At 51.8% G+C, this 18,291-nt stretch carries 13 protein-coding genes, 2 tRNA genes and 3 rRNA genes; 8 read left to right on the forward strand and 10 right to left on the reverse strand.

What is annotated here, in order from left to right; genetic code table 11:
* Window positions 1–32: 32 nt before the first annotated feature.
* Window positions 33–917 carry a tRNA 2-thiocytidine(32) synthetase TtcA gene (gene ttcA, locus BUA28_RS02555; RefSeq protein ID WP_218587215.1) on the reverse strand — a complete coding sequence of 295 codons (885 nt, stop codon included), beginning with the start codon at window positions 915–917 and terminating at the stop codon, window positions 33–35.
* Window positions 918–1,267: 350 nt separating this feature from the next.
* Here ttcA and BUA28_RS15315 point away from each other — a divergent pair, with 350 nt between their 5' ends.
* The 8 genes from BUA28_RS15315 (at window position 1,268) to BUA28_RS02595 (ending at window position 8,457) form a co-directional block, all read left to right on the forward strand.
* Complete coding sequence (locus BUA28_RS15315; RefSeq protein WP_256598208.1) at window positions 1,268–1,495, forward strand: YezD family protein; 228 nt, start codon at window positions 1,268–1,270, stop codon at window positions 1,493–1,495.
* Between the two features lie 189 nt (window positions 1,496–1,684).
* The gene (locus BUA28_RS02565) at window positions 1,685–3,289 is read left to right on the forward strand and encodes an alginate export family protein (protein WP_072766554.1); all 1,605 of its coding nucleotides are present in this window, start codon (window positions 1,685–1,687) and stop codon (window positions 3,287–3,289) included.
* A 50-nt stretch (window positions 3,290–3,339) separates the two neighbouring features.
* Window positions 3,340–4,341, forward strand: a complete 1,002-nt coding sequence (locus tag BUA28_RS02570) for a sulfate ABC transporter substrate-binding protein (RefSeq protein WP_072766555.1) — start codon at window positions 3,340–3,342, stop codon at window positions 4,339–4,341.
* Window positions 4,342–4,385: 44 nt separating this feature from the next.
* On the forward strand, window positions 4,386–4,772 hold the full coding sequence (locus tag BUA28_RS02575) for a DUF2325 domain-containing protein (RefSeq protein ID WP_083569850.1): 387 nt from the start codon (window positions 4,386–4,388) through the stop codon (window positions 4,770–4,772).
* A 20-nt stretch (window positions 4,773–4,792) separates the two neighbouring features.
* A complete protein-coding gene (locus BUA28_RS02580) occupies window positions 4,793–5,647 on the forward strand; it encodes an EAL domain-containing protein (protein WP_072766556.1) in 855 nt (284 codons plus the stop codon).
* Window positions 5,648–5,674: 27 nt separating this feature from the next.
* Complete coding sequence (gene cysT, locus BUA28_RS02585; protein WP_072766557.1) at window positions 5,675–6,502, forward strand: sulfate ABC transporter permease subunit CysT; 828 nt, start codon at window positions 5,675–5,677, stop codon at window positions 6,500–6,502.
* Window positions 6,503–6,512: 10 nt separating this feature from the next.
* Complete coding sequence (gene cysW / locus BUA28_RS02590) at window positions 6,513–7,397, forward strand: sulfate ABC transporter permease subunit CysW (protein WP_072766558.1); 885 nt, start codon at window positions 6,513–6,515, stop codon at window positions 7,395–7,397.
* On the forward strand, window positions 7,378–8,457 hold the full coding sequence (locus tag BUA28_RS02595; protein ID WP_072766559.1) for a sulfate/molybdate ABC transporter ATP-binding protein: 1,080 nt from the start codon (window positions 7,378–7,380) through the stop codon (window positions 8,455–8,457). The genes cysW and BUA28_RS02595 overlap by 20 nt, the downstream gene beginning before the upstream one ends.
* Before the next feature lie 154 nt (window positions 8,458–8,611).
* On the opposite strand, the gene BUA28_RS02600 is transcribed toward BUA28_RS02595, so the two are convergent.
* The 9 genes from BUA28_RS02600 to BUA28_RS02640 form a co-directional block, all read right to left on the reverse strand.
* A complete protein-coding gene (locus BUA28_RS02600) occupies window positions 8,612–9,046 on the reverse strand; it encodes a cupredoxin domain-containing protein (protein ID WP_143148418.1) in 435 nt (144 codons plus the stop codon).
* Window positions 9,047–9,452: 406 nt separating this feature from the next.
* A 5S ribosomal RNA gene (gene rrf, locus BUA28_RS02605) occupies window positions 9,453–9,565 on the reverse strand.
* 179 nt (window positions 9,566–9,744) lie between these two features.
* Window positions 9,745–12,634 (reverse strand): 23S ribosomal RNA (locus BUA28_RS02610).
* A gap of 395 nt (window positions 12,635–13,029) precedes the next feature.
* Window positions 13,030–13,105 (reverse strand) — tRNA-Ala (locus tag BUA28_RS02615).
* A gap of 6 nt (window positions 13,106–13,111) precedes the next feature.
* A tRNA-Ile gene (locus BUA28_RS02620) sits at window positions 13,112–13,188 on the reverse strand.
* 125 nt (window positions 13,189–13,313) lie between these two features.
* A 16S ribosomal RNA gene (locus BUA28_RS02625) occupies window positions 13,314–14,849 on the reverse strand.
* The 16S, 23S and 5S rRNA genes sit together here with 2 tRNA genes alongside, the layout of an rRNA operon.
* 294 nt (window positions 14,850–15,143) lie before the next feature.
* On the reverse strand, window positions 15,144–16,349 hold the full coding sequence (tyrS, locus tag BUA28_RS02630) for a tyrosine--tRNA ligase (protein ID WP_072766560.1): 1,206 nt from the start codon (window positions 16,347–16,349) through the stop codon (window positions 15,144–15,146).
* A gap of 18 nt (window positions 16,350–16,367) precedes the next feature.
* Window positions 16,368–16,985, reverse strand: coding sequence for a superoxide dismutase (locus BUA28_RS02635; RefSeq protein WP_072766561.1), 618 nt, complete (start codon window positions 16,983–16,985; stop codon window positions 16,368–16,370).
* 716 nt (window positions 16,986–17,701) lie between these two features.
* A complete protein-coding gene (locus tag BUA28_RS02640; RefSeq protein ID WP_072766562.1) occupies window positions 17,702–18,133 on the reverse strand; it encodes a group III truncated hemoglobin in 432 nt (143 codons plus the stop codon).
* Between the last annotated feature and the right edge of the window lie 158 nt (window positions 18,134–18,291).

Genomic DNA, 18,291 nt, shown 5'->3' on the forward strand with positions numbered 1-18,291 from the left:
CGGGTATTTTTTTGGGGGGTCAAGCGAAATAGCTATTCATTCGACTCAGTGCTCAAACTCAACATTTCTTCTATGCCAGTCTCGAATATTTCCGGGTCGAAAGCCTTGTCGCCATCCACAACAGGCCCGCTTCCAGCTTTAAGCCCGTGAAAATTATAGAGCGTGGGATCTGCCAGATGTGAAGGCTGGATATTCTGCAATGCCGTAAACATGGTTTCCAGCCTGCCGGGATATTTTTTATCCCATTGCTGCAGCATTTCCTTCACCGCTTGGCGCTGGAGATTTTTCTGCGATCCGCACAGATTGCAAGGAATGATGGGAAAATCTTCTATCTCGGCATAAGCCGCCAGATCTTTCTCCTTACAGTAGGCCAATGGACGGATCACGATATGCCGGCCATCATCGCTCACCAGCTTGGGCGGCATGGTCTTCAGCTTGCCGCCATAGAACAAGTTGAGGAACAGCGTCTCGAGGATGTCGTCCCTATGATGCCCCAGTGCGATTTTGGTCGCGCCCAGTTCGCCGGCAACACGGTAGAGTACACCGCGGCGCAAACGGGAACAGAGACTGCAGGTGGTTTTACCTTCCGCAATGACGCGTTTCACCACGCTGTAGGTATCCTGCTCGACAATCTGAAAGGGCATTTCAATACTGGTGAGGTAACCCGGCAATACGTGCTCGGGGAATCCTGGCTGTTTCTGGTCCAGATTCACTGCAATCAATTCGAATTCTATCGGCGCATGCGCCTGCAAATTACGCAGGATATCTAGTAAGGCATAGCTATCCTTACCGCCCGAAAGACATACCATCACGCGGTCCCCATTCTCGATCATGTTGAAATCCGCAATGGCCGTGCCGACAAGGCGCCTCAACCGCTTATGCAGTTTATTGACGTTGTGTTGTTCTTTTCTGGACATCATTCCCATCGACAACCTCATCCCCACCACACTGATTGGAAAAACCCGCAGTAGCGCCGTAGCGCTCGAAGACCAAACATTATCAGCTAATTTTTAGGCATTTTCCCAGATTAAATACGGTTTGGACAGTGCGATCCCCGCAGGCATCTGCAACTCTTCTGGATCACGAAAGTTTGTCAGACTGAGGTCCAATCCATCGCTGACAGGAAATTGAAGAAAGGATCACTCCCGGCGCTGGAACGTTTTCAATGCGGAAGATTTTCCATGCAGATTTACAATATGAAAAAAATAGATAAGCAAATGAAATGTTATTAGTTTCAATTATAAGGAACGACTGGTAACTTTCGCTCGTGTCCGCACTGCTCACTTTGGGAAAACGAATGGTAGCGATAGCGAAAACCCCCGGTTTGGAAGAAAGACAGGCAAGATCTGAAAAGGTTGGCAAACAGATACCGATGGATATCAAACAGCGGGTTCTGTTCGCGATCGCCAATATCGAATATGGCTCGGTAGAGGTAATCATTCACGGCGGCAAGGTGGTGCAGATAGAGTGTCGCGAGAAAATTCGCATAAGTTAAGGCGCGGGTCAGGGAAGAGGGCCGGCTTGGCCACGGTAGCGTAATTCCATGACCCCAGCCGTTGAATCGACCGGTAAAAATCAAGGCTCTGCAAGCAAAAAAACGCCGACCAAATGACTGGAGGCGATACACGACAAAACTAAAGCGGCACCTGACCGGAATACCGGAAGGGCGACTCAGGAGAGAGGAATGAAACTTTATTGGCGAATCATGCTCGCATCTGCAATTTCAATATTGCCGGTCGGTGTGATTCAAGCGGATGTGAATACCGGGAAATTTGAGGCGCCGGGAATGAGTAAAGAAGACGCCCGAATTGGCCGGAAAGATGAAGGCAAGGCTTTAGAGTCGCAACTTACTGAAACTATTAATAAAGCGGATGCGAAAAAACCATCCTCGCCGAAAGCGGAAAAGAAATCGACAAGCTACTTCAAGCCTTCCAGCAGCTATTCCACCCAACCGGAATCCGATCCGCCTCGATACGTGCAGACTCTCAGCAAAACCGGTATTGAAGCATTCAAGGATATCTACTGGCTGGATATCGGCCTGGACCACCGGACGCGTTACGAATTTCGCAGCAACGATATTCGGCGTACCGACATGAGACTCGACCAGCCTTTTCTGCTGCGCTCGCGCGCATATGTCGGGATAAGGGAAATTCTAGATCCATTTCGGGGCGCTGTCGAGTTTCAGGATTCGCGCCGCTACAACGGCAATTTTCCGCATGACGACCGTGATTTCAACGACTATGAACTGATTCAGGCATATGGCGAGCTCTACTTCAAAAGCGCATTGGGTGAAGACGACCGGAAACAACAGCGCCCCATCAGGTTTCGCGTTGGCCGCATGGCATATGAGGCATTGGATCGACGTCTGATCGGCCGGAACGAATGGCGTAATACCACGAACACGTTCGAGGGTTTTCGACTCAATCTGGGCCAGGAAGCAAACGACTGGGAAGTTGATTTATGGGCTTACCAACCTGTCAAGCGCCTGCTGACCGAGTTTGACGAGCGCATCGAGAATCAGTGGTTCTATGGTGCAATCGGCCATTGGCGGAAGTGGTCTGACATTATCACACTCCAGCCGTATTACATGGGCCTTACGCAGGATGGAAGCAAGACAGGGCAGATCGACCGGCATATTCACGCGCCTGCCCTGAGAGGTTACGGCAAAATAGGGAATACCGGTCTGGACTTCGATTTCAACCTGATCTATCAGTTCGGACGGAATGGCACAGAAGAACATGAGGCGCATGCTTATATCACTGAGGTGGGATATAACCTCGAGTACGGTTGGAAACCCCGTATCAGCGCGTTTTATGGGTATGCAAGCGGTGATCGGCATCCCAATGATGGTGTAAACAATCGCTTTGAGCGGTTCTTTGGTTTTGCGCGGCCCTGGTCGGCGGACGATTACATCGTTTTCGAAAACATCAAGGCGCCCAAAGTCAAGCTTGAGTTTCAGCCGACAGCGGACTTGCGTATAGATGGCGGTTACAGTTGGTTCTGGCTAGCCAGCAGTACGGATCGCTTTAACAATCTCCTTGATGGCAATACGAGTGCGCGCCCCAACCCCGGTTTTAATCGGGATATTACCGGAAGAAGCGGTGATTTCATTGGCCACTCCTTTGATATTCGTGCACGCTACAAGATTGCGAAACATATCAGCACAACTGTGGGTTACTCACATTTTACAAGTGGTGAGTTCACGCGTAACAGACAGGTAGCGGCACTTGGCAAAAGCCCCGGCAGTTCCGACTTTTTTTATGTTGAAGTGGTAGTCAGTGCTTTTTAAGCTTCTCAACCAAATTTTGGCTTATCCCTACTAACTCATTAGAGGAATTTATGAAACTCAAACCATGGCTGACAACAGGTCTGCTGATTGGAGGTCTCCTCACTGGCGGAAGCGCGTCAGCGGACAGAACGCTATTGAATGTTTCCTATGATCCAACGCGTGAACTTTATCAGGAGTTCAACGCGGCATTCGTGAAGCACTGGGAGACAAAGACCGGGGAAAAGGTCGCCATCAAGCAGTCCCACGGTGGCTCCGGCAAGCAGGCACGGTCCGTCATCGATGGCCTTGATGCTGATGTGGTGACACTGGCCCTGGCCAATGATATCAACGAAATTGCAGAGAAGGCAAAGCTGATTCCAGGAGATTGGCAGAAGCGTTTGCCACATAACGGCACACCCTATACATCGACCATCGTACTGCTGGTACGTAAAGGCAATCCCAAGAATATCAAGGACTGGAACGACCTTGCCAGACCAGGCATATCCGTAATTACCCCCAACCCCAAAACTTCGGGAGGCGCGCGCTGGAATTATCTGGCGGCCTGGGAGTATGGGAAGCGGAGCTATGGTAATGACGCCAAGGCAAAGGAGTTTGTGGCCAGGATTTACAGGAATGTTCCCGTGCTGGATTCCGGGGCACGAGGTTCTACCACGACTTTCGTGGAGCGGGGCATTGGTGATGTCTTCATCTCCTGGGAAAACGAGGCCTTCCTGGCCATCAAGGAGCTCGGTGTCGGTAAATTCGAGATTGTCGCGCCGTCGATCAGCATCCTGGCTGAGCCGCCCGTCACCGTGATAGACAAGGTCATCGACAGGAAGGGCACGCGCGATGTGGCGGAAGCTTATCTAACGTATCTCTACTCGGAACAGGGCCAGGAAATCGCCGCGAGAAACTTCTACCGGCCCACCGATTCGAAGGTTGCGGCGAAATATGCAGATCGATTCCCCGCCATCAAGCTGTTCAAGATTGATGACACGTTTGGCGGCTGGAAGAACGCGCATAAGCTGCATTTTGCGGATGGGGGCACGTTCGACCAGATTTATCAGCAATGAAAACTTTGGCTGGCTGGAGTAAATCGTATATCGGGGGCCCTGACATGACAGCATTAATCATCGGCGGAGATTACATTGAAATGTTAAAGCGGGAACTTCTCGCGCACGGCTTGAGGCGCGTCGAACACTGGGATGGCCGACAACCAAGAGTTACCAAGCGCGCGATTCCTGTTAGCGCCAGGCTAGTGGTGATACTGCATGATTATGTCAGCCATGGTGTGTCGAACGCTTTAAAGCAGCAAGCGTATAGAAAAGACATACCGCTGGTGTTCTGCCGCAGCTCGACGCATGACCTGCGCGAAAAGCTGAGGAGTCTCGACTTGGCGGAGAATTCCTGTCGCAGCTGCGACGCACTCGGGTCCGGATTCATGAACGGATTGACACGCTGGCATCCAGGCAACTTTACCGGGATGAACCGGATTCATGCCTGAAGAAGGAGAGGCACGTGAATATGGAAGCGACAAATAAACATTATGAATTTGAGCAAATCCAGGCAGTTACCGATCATCTTTTACAGCGCGCGGAAGATGGCGGGGTAGCTGGCTATTTTTTCAACAATGAGCTATCCAGCGTCTTTCAGCCAGTATTCGATGCAATTAGACGCCGTGTGGTGGGGCATTCTGCTTACATCCGTTCCAAGCCGGACCGCGATGCTGTGTTGTCGCCCTGGGGAGTTTTCGCACTGGCTTCCGAGGACACTTTACTGGTCAGCCTGGATCGCCTCTGCCGTACGCTACATGCGATCAATTATTTCAGGGTTGCCTCAGGGCAGGGCAGTCTTTTTGTCAGCGTACAGCCTCGCCTTCTGGAGAGCGTCAAGGACGATCACGGACTAGCGTTTGAGAACATACTGAATCTCATCGGAATCAGAACCTCGCGCGTGGTGATCGAGATTCCGAGCGAGGTGAATCGCGACTTGAGGTTGCTCAAGCACGTCATCGGAAACTATCGTTCGCGTGGGTATCGCGTCGCAGCGAATCACAGCGGCGCAAATGACGAGAGCATGACGGAGCTGGGAAGCCTATATCCGGACATCGTAAGGCTGAATGCTTCCACGCTGCTGCAACATGATGGAACAGATACGCTGCTGGACACAGCCCATCGCTTGGGGGCTGCCATCCTGGTAACTGGTATCGAAACCAGGCAGCAGGTGATTTCCGCGGTTCGCACGGGTGCTGATTTATTGCAAGGTCGCTTTCTTGGGGAACCAGCCCGGATGCTCGAAGTGGATGAGCCAGACGCTGCCGGGAATGTGCATCAACCTGCAGAAGGCCGATCGACGGATGCGGGTATAAATTTCAGCTAACCGGAAAACCGGAGTGCAAGGTTGAGTATGTTCAAACGACATAGCGTTCTGCCGGGGTTCAACCTGGCACTTGGATTTACCCTGGTTTATCTGAGCCTGATCGTGCTTATCCCACTGTCGGCTGCATTCATCCGTACGTCTGCGCTCACATGGCCGGAATTTTGGGCCATGGTCACGACTCCACGGGTAATGGCATCGTACCGATTGACGTTCGGCGCTTCATTTGCAGCGGCGCTGGTCAATGCCGTATTCGGTTTTCTGGTGGCGTGGATACTGGTACGTTATCGCTTTCGGGGCAAGAAACTGGTGGATGCATTGGTAGACCTTCCGTTTGCGTTGCCGACAGCGGTGGCGGGCATTGTACTGACTGCACTCTATTCCGGAAATGGCTGGATCGGCCAATATTTCGAACCGCTTGGAATCAAGATTGCTTTTACGCCAATTGGTATTTTTATCGCACTGACCTTCATCGGTTTGCCTTTCGTCGTAAGAACGGTACAGCCGGTACTCGAAGACATCGAATGGGAATTGGAGGAAGCAGCCGCTACACTGGGTGCATCCCGGCTGCAAACTTTCGTTAAAGTCATTTTTCCCACGATTTTTCCGGCCCTGACAACCGGCTTTGCGCTCGCCTTCGCCCGCGCCATCGGTGAATACGGTTCGGTAATTTTTATTGCCGGCAATATGCCGATGATATCGGAGATCACGCCTCTCCTGATCGTTACCAAGCTTGAGCAATACGATTATGCGGGCGCCACGGCATTGGCAGTGGTAATGCTCGTAATTTCGTTTGTGATGCTGCTGATCATCAATCTGCTGCAGTGGTGGAGCAGACGCCGGAGCGCCGCCATATGAGGATGCGCCGATGAGTGCAACCGCCCTTCCAATTCCCACCGGCAAGCGTCGGGTGGCCACGGACGAACCTGGCTGGGTACGGTGGGTTTTGATTGGGCTGGCGCTCGCCTTCCTGGCGCTGTTCCTCTTCATCCCCCTGATCCTGGTCTTCTACGAAGCCCTGAAAAAAGGCGTGGATGTCTACGTGGCCGCCATCACCGAACCTGATGCAGTAGCGGCGATCGAGCTTACCCTGACCGCGGCGGCGATCGCCGTACCACTCAACTTGATATTCGGCGTAGCGGCCGCTTGGGCTATTGCCAAGTTCGAGTTCCGCGGCAAGAGCCTGCTGATAACGCTTATCGATTTGCCTTTCTCGGTTTCGCCAGTGGTAGCGGGACTGATCTATGTGCTTATCTTCGGCCTGCAAGGCTGGTTGGGACCCTGGCTGGCGGAAAACGACATCAAGATAATTTTTGCGATACCCGGCATCGTCCTCGCCACTATCTTCGTAACTGTCCCCTTTATCGCCCGTGAGCTTATCCCATTGATGCAGGCACAGGGCACCGAAGAGGAGGAAGCGGCGGTGGTACTGGGCGCCAACGGCTGGCAGATATTCTTCCGTGTGACGCTCCCGAACATCAAATGGGGTTTGTTGTATGGCGTCATCCTCTGCAATGCCCGGGCAATGGGCGAATTCGGCGCGGTATCCGTGGTATCGGGCCACATTCGCGGCAGTACCAATACCCTGCCGCTTCATGTCGAGATCCTCTACAACGAATATAACTTTGCTGCTGCCTTTGCGGTCGCGTCGCTGCTGGCGTTGCTTGCATTGGTGACGCTTGCGCTGAAGGCGTTCGTTGAATCCAGAAACAAGCAGCAAACGGAGAATGCCAATGAGCATCGAAGTACGTAATCTTTCTAAGCAATTTGGAAATTTCGCTGCATTACGAGACGTCAGCCTTGAGGTCCGCACGGGTGAATTGCTTGCATTGCTCGGGCCGTCGGGCTCCGGAAAGACAACATTACTGCGTGTAATTGCGGGGCTGGAGGCTGCCGATGCCGGCCATGTTCTGTTCCAGGGCGAAGACGCAACCGGACAGCATGTGCGTGAGCGCCGGGTAGGTTTCGTATTTCAGCACTATGCGCTGTTCCGGAATATGACCATCTTCGAGAATGTCGCATTCGGCTTGCGCGTCCGTGCGAAAAACGTCCGCCCGACCAATACAGAGATCAGCGACCGCGTGCATAATTTGCTGAAGCTGGTACAACTCGACTGGCTGGCCGACCGCCACCCGCACCAGCTTTCTGGGGGCCAGCGCCAGCGCGTCGCCCTTGCGCGGGCTTTGGCCGTCGAACCTAAAGTATTGTTATTGGACGAGCCTTTTGGAGCGCTCGACGCCAAGGTACGTAAGGAACTCCGCGCCTGGTTGCGAAGGCTACACGACGAAATGCATATCACCAGCGTGTTCGTTACCCATGATCAGGAGGAAGCGCTGGAAGTGGCTGACCGGGTAGTGGTTATGAATGAGGGCCGCATCGAGCAGATCGGCACGCCGGATGAGGTGTATGAGCAGCCGGCAAGTCCGTTTGTGTACGAATTTCTAGGCAAGGTGAATCTGTTCCACGGCCGGTTACATAAGGGGCGAGCCTGGATAGACGGGATCGAGGTTGACGCGCCCGAGCACATAGAAGCAGAGGAACTGGCGGCGATAGCTTACGTGCGTCCTCATGATATCCACGTGGACCGGGTGGTTAACGGTAGCGGCGCGCTTGAGGCGCGCGTATCTCATATTCTCTCGGTCGGCCCCGTAGTGCGTCTTGAGCTGATCCGCGACGGCGACGGCAACAATAGCAAGGAACTGATTCAGGTCGAAATCAGCAAGGAGCGCTTTCGCGAATTACAATTAATCCCGGGTGATCAGGTTTTCATCAAACCTTCACGCTTCGATCTATTCCCGGCTCGGATACACTGAGAGGTTTGCCAGCATCGATGTTTTAGTAGCAGAAAAGGAAAACGAGAGTTCGTTCGAAACACTATCTGAGTTTTTGAGAAGGAATATCGCCACATTTAGACCCTTCCGGGCCAAAAAAAGCAAAACAAGAACGCCAAGTCGCGATCAGTGCCAGCTACTCAACAACTTCTAGAATGCCCTCCATCCCGTGTTCCCTGTGGCTTTTGAGAAAGAGCAGCTTTTCGGGGCAATAGAAAGCATACGTGCCAGGCGCGCTTGGGGTGAAGGTGAATATTTTGGACTCCCGGCTCAGATTTTCATCGATCGAGATATTCGCTCTGGGCGCCCTGAGTACAAAGCCATGAGGAATGATCCCCGGTTCCACGCGAACCACGAACATTACAGGCATATTAACTTTGACGATGATGTGCTTGGGCCTGAAAAAATAGTCTCCCGCCAGGATATTCACGTGTTGCACCCCATCGACGCCAACTACTGCCCGATAAGGTTCATTGCCCGGTTGCGCGACGGCACGTCCCGTTGCGAAGCAGAAGACCAACGCCAGCATCAGGGACAAAAAACAGGGGGATAAAAACCGCTGTGGGTTCATAATGAATCTCCTTACCATTCGCCTTGAAATCCAGCCTGGCGCAAGATTGGCTTAGTCCCCTCCAAATAGCGTTAAGGGAGCGAGCGCAGACGTCTAGCACGTAGCATTCAATAACGAGGTCCTTGAATATTTCCCGTGGTTCAGCCCTTCTCCCTTGTATCGGCAGCTACTATAGCTTCTTTTAACTTCTCGCCCAGGCTCTGCTTGACAGCACCTTCTATCCGATTCTGTTCCTCGAGTCATTGCTTCCCTCCACGCTTCCGCCCCCGCATTCGGCTAGCCTCATGCAGTTGCGCTTTGCTTCGCTCGCTGTGAACAACATACGGCGGGACTTGCACCACAGGAGTGCGCCCATGCTGGGCGAAAAAAAAAAGCCCCGTTCCAAGAACGGGGCTTTTTATAAGGTGCCTGGCAGTGACCTACTTTCGCATGTGAAAACACACTATCATCGGCGCGACTTCGTTTCACGACCCTGTTCGAGATGGGAAGGGGTGGGTCCAAAGCGCTATGACCGCCAAGCGTAACTTTTAATGACAAACAATGGAAGCCATGACTATAAGTCTTGGGCTTCTATCGAAAGCCACTGATCTGGAAGAAGTAAATCTGGATTAGTTTGTATTGGCGAAACAACTTACACGACATGAAAATGTATGAATTGATTTTTTATTCTTCATATTTCATGCCTTGCTTAAGGTTATAGGATCAAGCCTCACGGTCAATTAGTATCGGTTAGCTTAACACATTACTGCGCTTCCACACCCGACCTATCAACGTCGTGGTCTTCGACGAACCTTTAGGGGGGTTTTACCCCCGGGAAGTCTTATCTTGAGGCGAGTTTCCCGCTTAGATGCTTTCAGCGGTTATCTCTTCCGCACTTAGCTACCCGGCGATACGACTGGCGTCATAACCGGTACACCAGAGGTGCGTCCACTCCGGTCCTCTCGTACTAGGAGCAGGTCCCCTCAAACTTCCAACGCCCACGGCAGATAGGGACCAAACTGTCTCACGACGTTTTAAACCCAGCTCACGTACCACTTTAAATGGCGAACAGCCATACCCTTGGGACCGGCTACAGCCCCAGGATGTGATGAGCCGACATCGAGGTGCCAAACTCCCCCGTCGATATGAACTCTTGGGAGGAATCAGCCTGTTATCCCCGGCGTACCTTTTATCCGTTGAGCGATGGCCCTTCCATACAGAACCACCGGATCACTATGACCTGCTTTCGCATCTGCTCGACTTGTCAGTCTCGCAGTCAAGCACGCTTTTGCCATTGCACTATCAGCACGATTTCCGACCGTACCTAGCGTACCTTCGTACTCCTCCGTTACACTTTGGGAGGAGACCGCCCCAGTCAAACTGCCTACCATACACGGTCCCCGATCCAGATAATGGACCCAGGTTAGAACCTCAACAATACCAGGGTGGTATTTCAACGTCGGCTCCATGAACTCTAGCGAGTCCACTTCAACGCCTCCCACCTATCCTACACAGATATTGTCAAAGTCCAATGTAAAGCTACAGTAAAGGTGCACGGGGTCTTTCCGTCTAGCCGCGGGGAGATTGCATCTTCACAAACATTTCAACTTCGCTGAGTCTCAGGAGGAGACAGTGTGGCCATCGTTACGCCATTCGTGCAGGTCGGAACTTACCCGACAAGGAATTTCGCTACCTTAGGACCGTTATAGTTACGGCCGCCGTTTACCGGGGCTTCGATCAAGAGCTTGCACCCCATCAATTAACCTTCCGGCACCGGGCAGGCGTCACACTCTATACGTCCACTTTCGTGTTTGCAGAGTGCTGTGTTTTTATTAAACAGTCGCAGCCACCATTTCTTTGCAACCCCCATCCGCTTCACGCGCAAGGCGCTACACGTACCGGGGGCACACCTTATCCCGAAGTTACGGTGTCAATTTGCCGAGTTCCTTCTCCTGAGTTCTCTCAAGCGCCTTGGAATTTTCATCCCGCCCACCTGTGTCGGTTTTCGGTACGGTCTTCATTCAACTGAAGCTTAGTGGCTTTTCCTGGAAGCAGGGTATCACTCACTTGGCGCCCCGAAGGGCGTTTCGTTATCACGCCTCAACTAAGCCGCCCGGATTTGCCTGGGCAGCACGTCTACACGCTTCAACCGGGACGTCCAACACCCGGCCGAGCTAACCTTCTCCGTCCCCACATCGCATTGAATAAAGGTACTGGAATATTAAACAGTTTCCCATCAGCTACGCATTTCTGCCTCACCTTAGGGGCCGACTCACCCTGCGCCGATGAACGTTGCGCAGGAAACCTTGGGCTTACGGCGAGGGAGCTTTTCACTCCCTTTATCGCTACTCATGTCAGCATTCGCACTTCCGATACCTCCAGCAGCCTTCTCAAGCCACCTTCGCAGGCCTACGGAACGCTCTCCTACCATCTACACTTGCGTGTAAATCCCTAGCTTCGGTGCACAGTTTGAGCCCCGTTACATCTTCCGCGCAGGACGACTCGATCAGTGAGCTATTACGCTTTCTTTAAAGGATGGCTGCTTCTAAGCCAACCTCCTGACTGTTTTAGCCTTCCCACTTCGTTTACCACTTAACTGTGTCTTTGGGACCTTAGCTGAGGGTCTGGGTTGTTTCCCTTTCGACACCGGACGTTAGCACCCGATGTCTGACTCCCACGCTCGCACTCTTCGGTATTCGGAGTTTGCCATGGTTTGGTAGGCCTAAACGGCCCCCTAGCCATAACAGTGCTCTACCCCCGAAGGTGATACGTGAGGCACTACCTAAATAGTTTTCGGAGAGAACCAGCTATTTCCAGATTTGTTTAGCCTTTCACCCCTACCCACAGCTCATCCCCTAATTTTTCAACATTAGTGGGTTCGGACCTCCACGAGGTGTTACCCCCGCTTCATCCTGGCCATGAGTAGATCATCTGGTTTCGGGTCTACACCCAGCAACTAATCGCCCTATTAAGACTCGCTTTCGCTATGCCTCCCCTATTCGGTTAAGCTCGCTACTGAATGTAAGTCGCTGACCCATTATACAAAAGGTACGCAGTCACGGAACAAGTCCGCTCCCACTGTTTGTATGCATGCGGTTTCAGGATCTATTTCACTCCCCTCCCGGGGTTCTTTTCGCCTTTCCCTCACGGTACTGGTTCACTATCGGTCGATTACGAGTATTTAGCCTTGGAGGATGGTCCCCCCATATTCAGACAGGATTTCTCGTGTCCCGCCCTACTTGTCCCAATCCTAGTTCCACATTCAAACTTTCGCCTACGGGGCTATCACCCACTATGGCCCGACTTTCCAGACGGTTCGGCTAGTTCAGATGCTAAAGATTGGAGGCTCCTCCCATTTCGCTCGCCACTACTCTGGGAATCTCGGTTGATTTCTGTTCCTCTGGCTACTTAGATGTTTCAGTTCGCCAGGTTCGCCACGATTGGCCTATATATTCAGCCAACGTTGACCCTTGCGGGCCGGGTTTCCCCATTCGGACATCTCCGGATCAATGCTTGTTTGCCAGCTCCCCGGAGCTTTTCGCAGGCTACCACGCCCTTCATCGCCTGTAATCGCCAAGGCATCCACCACATGCACTTATTCGCTTGATCCTATAACCTTAAGGGCTTAGGAAGCAGTCGGAAGCCGGCCTGAAACCCGGAGTCTTCGTTTTATCTTCCAAACCATCTGGTTATAGTTGTTTGCTCACATCGCGTCCGACTAAAAACGCGATGAGTCGATACAATCTAACCCATTATTTCGTATCCTCGGAATACAAGCTCCAATTAAGGGCGCACGTATTCATCGGATATGAAATACTTTACTTCTTCCAAATTTTTAAAGAACGTCGAGAAACAGTTTGGTAAAGAATCAGGGAGTGATAATATAACTACCCGGATACTTTCCGCGCTATTCCCGAAATACAGCCGCTGGTAAAAACCAGAAGTAAACGTTGTCGTTTACTTCTACTTTCTAAGTAGATTCACGTGAGTTCCGATTTCTGAACTGGTGGAGGTGAACGGGATCGAACCGATGACCCCCTGCTTGCAAAGCAGGTGCTCTCCCATCTGAGCTACACCCCCTTTAGTTGGTGGGTCTGGGTGGATTTGAACCACCGACCCCACGCTTATCAAGCGTGTGCTCTAACCAACTGAGCTACAGACCCTGAACAGAGCCTGGAAACAAAGAGATGGGCTTTTGTCGTCACTAGCCTATGGCTCCTTAGCCCCCTAGCTTTGCTTTTTTAGACAACCGATAGGTTGTGAGCGCTTGAAACAGGAATTTCTCTAGAAAGGAGGTGATCCAGCCGCAGGTTCCCCTACGGCTACCTTGTTACGACTTCACCCCAGTCATGAATCTCACCGTGGCAGGCGCCCTCCTTGCGGTTAGACTACCTGCTTCTGGTGGAACCCACTCCCATGGTGTGACGGGCGGTGTGTACAAGACCCGGGAACGTATTCACCGCGACATGCTGATCCGCGATTACTAGCGATTCCGACTTCACGGAGTCGAGTTGCAGACTCCGATCCGGACTACGACGCGCTTTCTGAGATTGGCTCCCCCTCGCGGGTTGGCAACCCTCTGTACGCGCCATTGTATTACGTGTGAAGCCCTACCCATAAGGGCCATGAGGACTTGACGTCATCCCCACCTTCCTCCGGTTTGTCACCGGCAGTCTCATTAAAGTGCCCAACTGAATGATGGCAATTAATGACAAGGGTTGCGCTCGTTGCGGGACTTAACCCAACATCTCACGACACGAGCTGACGACAGCCATGCAGCACCTGTGTTACCGCTCCCTTTCGGGCACACCCACCTCTCAGCGGGCTTCGGTACATGTCAAGGGTAGGTAAGGTTTTTCGCGTTGCATCGAATTAATCCACATAATCCACCGCTTGTGCGGGTCCCCGTCAATTCCTTTGAGTTTTAATCTTGCGACCGTACTCCCCAGGCGGTCAACTTCACGCGTTAGCTGCGTTACCAAGCCCGTTAAGACCCGACAACTAGTTGACATCGTTTAGGGCGTGGACTACCAGGGTATCTAATCCTGTTTGCTCCCCACGCTTTCGTGCCTGAGCGTCAGTGTTAACCCAGGGGGCTGCCTTCGCCATCGGTGTTCCTCCACATCTCTACGCATTTCACTGCTACACGTGGAATTCCACCCCCCTCTGCTACACTCTAGCCTTGTAGTTTCAAACGCAGTTCCCAGGTTGAGCCCGGGGATTTCACATCTGACTTACAAAACCGCCTGCGCACGCTTTACGCCCAGTAATTCCGATTAACGCTCGCACCCTACGTATTACCGCGGCTGCTGGCACGTAGTTAGCCGGTGCTTCTTCTTCCGGTACCGTCAGTGATCACAGGTATTAGCCGTGACCGTTTCGTTCCGGCTGAAAGAGCTTTACAACCCGAAGGCCTTCTTCACTCACGCGGCATGGCTGGATCAGGGTTTCCCCCATTGTCCAAAATTCCCCACTGCTGCCTCCCGTAGGAGTCTGGGCCGTGTCTCAGTCCCAGTGTGGCTGGTCGTCCTCTCAGACCAGCTACTGATCGAAGCCTTGGTAAGCCTTTACCTCACCAACTAGCTAATCAGACATCGGCCGCTCCAAAAGCGCAAGGTCTTGCGATCCCCTGCTTTTCTCCGTAGAGATTATGCGGTATTAGCACACCTTTCGGTGCGTTATCCCCCACTTGAAGATACGTTCCGATGCATTACTCACCCGTTCGCCACTCGCCACCAGGGTTGCCCCCGTGCTGCCGTTCGACTTGCATGTGTAAAGCATGCCGCCAGCGTTCAATCTGAGCCAGGATCAAACTCTTCAGTTTAATACTGGTAAAACTCTCGCTTGACGTATTTCATGATTCCAGTTTTTATTCCTGGTTAGAGGAATATTTGCCAGAATCTTATTACATTGTGCGAGCACTCTGAATCTTGAATTTCCGGCTATTTCGCCTTAAAGACGAAGATAACCGGATGTCCCGATTCAAGCGCCCACACCTATCGGCTGTAAATTTTTAAAGAGCGGTCTGTTTAGCGAACTTAAAGCTTCACAGGGAAAGGCGGCATTATACGGATACTAAAAACAGAGTCAAGGGTTTTTTTCAAACTTCTTATTTTTACTAAGAGGAGATCGTTACCCTGGCGAATTTTCGCTTGCCTACTTGCACTACTGCGGTTTCACCACGACCTAATTTGACGGTCTTGTCGCTGACTTTTTCGCCATTCAACCTTACGCCACCCTGTTCGATCAAGCGTAGCGCCTCTGTCGTACTGGCGGTTAGTCCGGCTTGCTTAAGTAACTGTGTAATTTGCAACCCTTCAGCGTCAGTATACAACATCTTTTGAGGCATGTCATCTGGTACGCCACCGCGCCTGAATCGCGCCTCAAAGTCGACTAACGCAGATTCTGCGTCGTGTGTGCTGTGGAAGCGGGCAACGAGCTCTTGCGCGAACATCACTTTGACATCGCGCGGGTTGCGGCCGCCTCTCACTTCCTGCTGCCACTGACGAATGATGCTGACAGGCTCAAATGATAATAGCTCGATATATCGCCACATCAACTCATCGGAAATCGACATGAGCTTGCCAAACATATCAGTGGGATTCTCGGTAATGCCAATATAGTTGCCAGCTGACTTGGACATTTTGTTGACGCCATCCAACCCCTCAAGAAGCGGCATGGTAATAATACACTGCGGTAATTGTCCGAAGTGCTTCTGCAATTCCCGCCCCATCAGCAAATTGAATTTCTGATCGGTGCCGCCCAGTTCGATATCTGCCTTAAGCGCAACTGAATCGTAGCCCTGAATTAGCGGATACAAAAATTCGTGGATAGCGATGGCCTTATTACTTCGGTAGCGTTTGCCAAAGTCTTCACGCTCCAGCATGCGTGCAACAGTATGCGTCGCCGCCAGTTTGATCAGATCGGCTGCATTGAGCTTATCCATCCAGCTGGAATTGAATACCACCTCGGTCTGCTCGGGCCTGAGTATGCGAAAGACCTGGTTCTGGTAGGATTTGGCATTCTCAGCCACTTGCTCGCGAGAAAGAACGGGGCGCGTCGTATTCTTTCCGCTGGGATCGCCGATCATGCCGGTAAAATCACCAATCAGGAATAGGGCGCGATGCCCTAAATCCTGTAAATGGCGAATCTTGTTGAGCAGAACGGTATGACCCAGGTGCAGGTCGGGTGCCGTGGGGTCAAACCCGGCCTTGACCCTGAGCGGGCGATTTAAAGCAAGCTTTTGCTCCAGTTCGTCTTCGGGCAGAGTCTCGCTGCAACCATGTTTGATGATTTCCAGCTGTTCTGAAATTGGTATGGTCACAGGAACGCCGGGAGTATATTACCTACAATTATCCGCTGCAAAACCCCAATTGATCAGCTTGTCCAGCACAGCATTGACATAATCCACACGACGATTCTGATAATCCAGATAGTAGGCGTGTTCCCACACGTCAATCGTCAATATTGGCTTTATCCCTTTGGTCAACGGCAGATCCGCATTGCCGGTCTTGCTGACCTGAAGCTTATCGCCATCTTGTACCAGCCATGCCCAACCGCTGCCAAACTGGGTTGTCGCCGCAGTCGCCAATTCCTTTTTGCAAGCTTCGACGCTACCAAAAGAGGCTTCTATTTTTTGCTTCAGCGCTGCCGGAGGCTCGCCGCCGCCTTTAGGCGTCAGGGAATTCCAGTAGAAAGTGTGATTCCAGACCTGGGCTGCGTTATTGAAAATTCCGGTTTTGTCCGCTTTGCCGGCTACCGAAGCAATGATCTCCTCCAGGGATAAATCCTCGAGCTCCGTCCCGGCTATCAGTTTGTTGAGGTTGTCGACATAAGTCTTGTGATGCTTGCCATAATGAAAACTCAGCGTATTTGCGGAAATGACGGGGTCCAGCGCATTATCCGAATAGGGTAAAGGCGGCAGAACATGCGGCGCACTTTCAGTCTTTTGGTTGCTCATGATTTTTGCTCCTGTGTGGTGACATAAAATCCGATCCCTTCCCGTTTGCGAAATACGAGTAGTAAGTTATTTCCGGGGAAATAAATAAAACCGATCGATACGCTGTTACCAAGATCACTCAAGAACAACGTATTCCGATTCAGTTACGGGACCACTTGAACGACGACCGATCGAAAAGAGAAGTCGAGGTTGGCTCCGGTATAGCTGGATCAGGCGATAACACTTATAAGCAGTATATCCGAAATAAGCGGAAAATAGCGCACTGCTGTTGGGCGGCATACGGAGTTGGAGCGCAGACGGATCAGTCCGCCATCTCACTTTCCGGTCTGTTGACCCGATGGTCAACACTTGCTGAGAGCAGGTAGCGATCTAATGCTTCGCGCAAACAATACTGCCCCAATCCGCTATCGCGCGCCAGAGGCGAAATCAAATACACTGAGAGAAGCCCAAATCAGATCAGGAGCGCATCACGCATGGACGCATGGTCGATGGACGCAACAGAAGATATGTGTGGTGTGGAGATTTGGAAAGATGAATCATTCGAAGGCTTGAGATCAAGCCGAGAATGGAAAAGTCTAAGCTTGAACCATGAGAACTTTAATCAATACGCTGTGGTGAAAGCCGTCCCGAAATCACATCGTCACATCGCAATGAGAGGTCATTGCGATTACCTCACCCGTGCCGGATGTGCGTCAAAAATCCAACCCTATCAAGCGCTATGCGCCATCGAGTTCAACCAGTTGCTTGTCGGGGTAGCGCTCCATCTGATATCTCAACCACAGCCTGCTACCGATATGCAGTGCCAGCGTATCGGCATTGAACTGCAGATCCCGATTTTCCATCTCACTTGTGGTTTCGCGAAAAAGTTGGATCCACCGCTCAAATAATTTGGAAGTGAGGCCGGGCAGGGCCACATGCTTGGGCATGGGGGCACCGCGAAAATGGCTCGTTCCGCGCAGCTTCATCGACCAGAAATTGATCATCTGCACAAAATGTGCGTCCCAATTGGTAACATGCGCTTCAAAAATCGGGCCTAGCAACGGATCTTTTCTGGCTCTTGCATAAAAAGTATGAACCAGCCGAGAAATTTCCTCTTCAGTACACAAGTCAGGATAGGGTGCTATAAACTCTGGTTGTGGCGTAGTCATAGTTAGTCAGAAAATAATAAAGTTATTACCGCAGCGATATGGCAGGGGTTGCTGGCTTAGGGCGCCCGGAAAAACTAGCGCAATGGCTGAAATTGCAATTTTCGTACTTTAGGCAGTATTCTATGTGACAAGTTTGCCTGAGTAAAGAGTCAATGCAG

This window comes from Nitrosospira sp. Nsp11 (assembly GCF_900142705.1).
Classification (GTDB): Bacteria; Pseudomonadota; Gammaproteobacteria; order Burkholderiales; family Nitrosomonadaceae; genus Nitrosospira.

What these genes read in the sequence shown, in the direction of transcription:
- ttcA (WP_218587215.1), bottom strand. Translation starts at nt 917, where the DNA reads ATGTCCAGAAAAGAACAACACAACGTCAATAAACTGCATAAGCGGTTG.
- BUA28_RS02565 (WP_072766554.1), top strand. Translation starts at nt 1,685, where the DNA reads ATGAAACTTTATTGGCGAATCATGCTCGCATCTGCAATTTCAATATTG.
- BUA28_RS02570 (WP_072766555.1), top strand. Translation starts at nt 3,340, where the DNA reads ATGAAACTCAAACCATGGCTGACAACAGGTCTGCTGATTGGAGGTCTC.
- BUA28_RS02575 (WP_083569850.1), top strand. Translation starts at nt 4,386, where the DNA reads ATGACAGCATTAATCATCGGCGGAGATTACATTGAAATGTTAAAGCGG.
- BUA28_RS02580 (WP_072766556.1), top strand. Translation starts at nt 4,793, where the DNA reads ATGGAAGCGACAAATAAACATTATGAATTTGAGCAAATCCAGGCAGTT.
- cysT (WP_072766557.1), top strand. Translation starts at nt 5,675, where the DNA reads ATGTTCAAACGACATAGCGTTCTGCCGGGGTTCAACCTGGCACTTGGA.
- cysW (WP_072766558.1), top strand. Translation starts at nt 6,513, where the DNA reads ATGAGTGCAACCGCCCTTCCAATTCCCACCGGCAAGCGTCGGGTGGCC.
- BUA28_RS02595 (WP_072766559.1), top strand. Translation starts at nt 7,378, where the DNA reads ATGAGCATCGAAGTACGTAATCTTTCTAAGCAATTTGGAAATTTCGCT.
- BUA28_RS02600 (WP_143148418.1), bottom strand. Translation starts at nt 9,046, where the DNA reads ATGAACCCACAGCGGTTTTTATCCCCCTGTTTTTTGTCCCTGATGCTG.
- BUA28_RS02635 (WP_072766561.1), bottom strand. Translation starts at nt 16,985, where the DNA reads ATGAGCAACCAAAAGACTGAAAGTGCGCCGCATGTTCTGCCGCCTTTA.
- BUA28_RS02640 (WP_072766562.1), bottom strand. Translation starts at nt 18,133, where the DNA reads ATGACTACGCCACAACCAGAGTTTATAGCACCCTATCCTGACTTGTGT.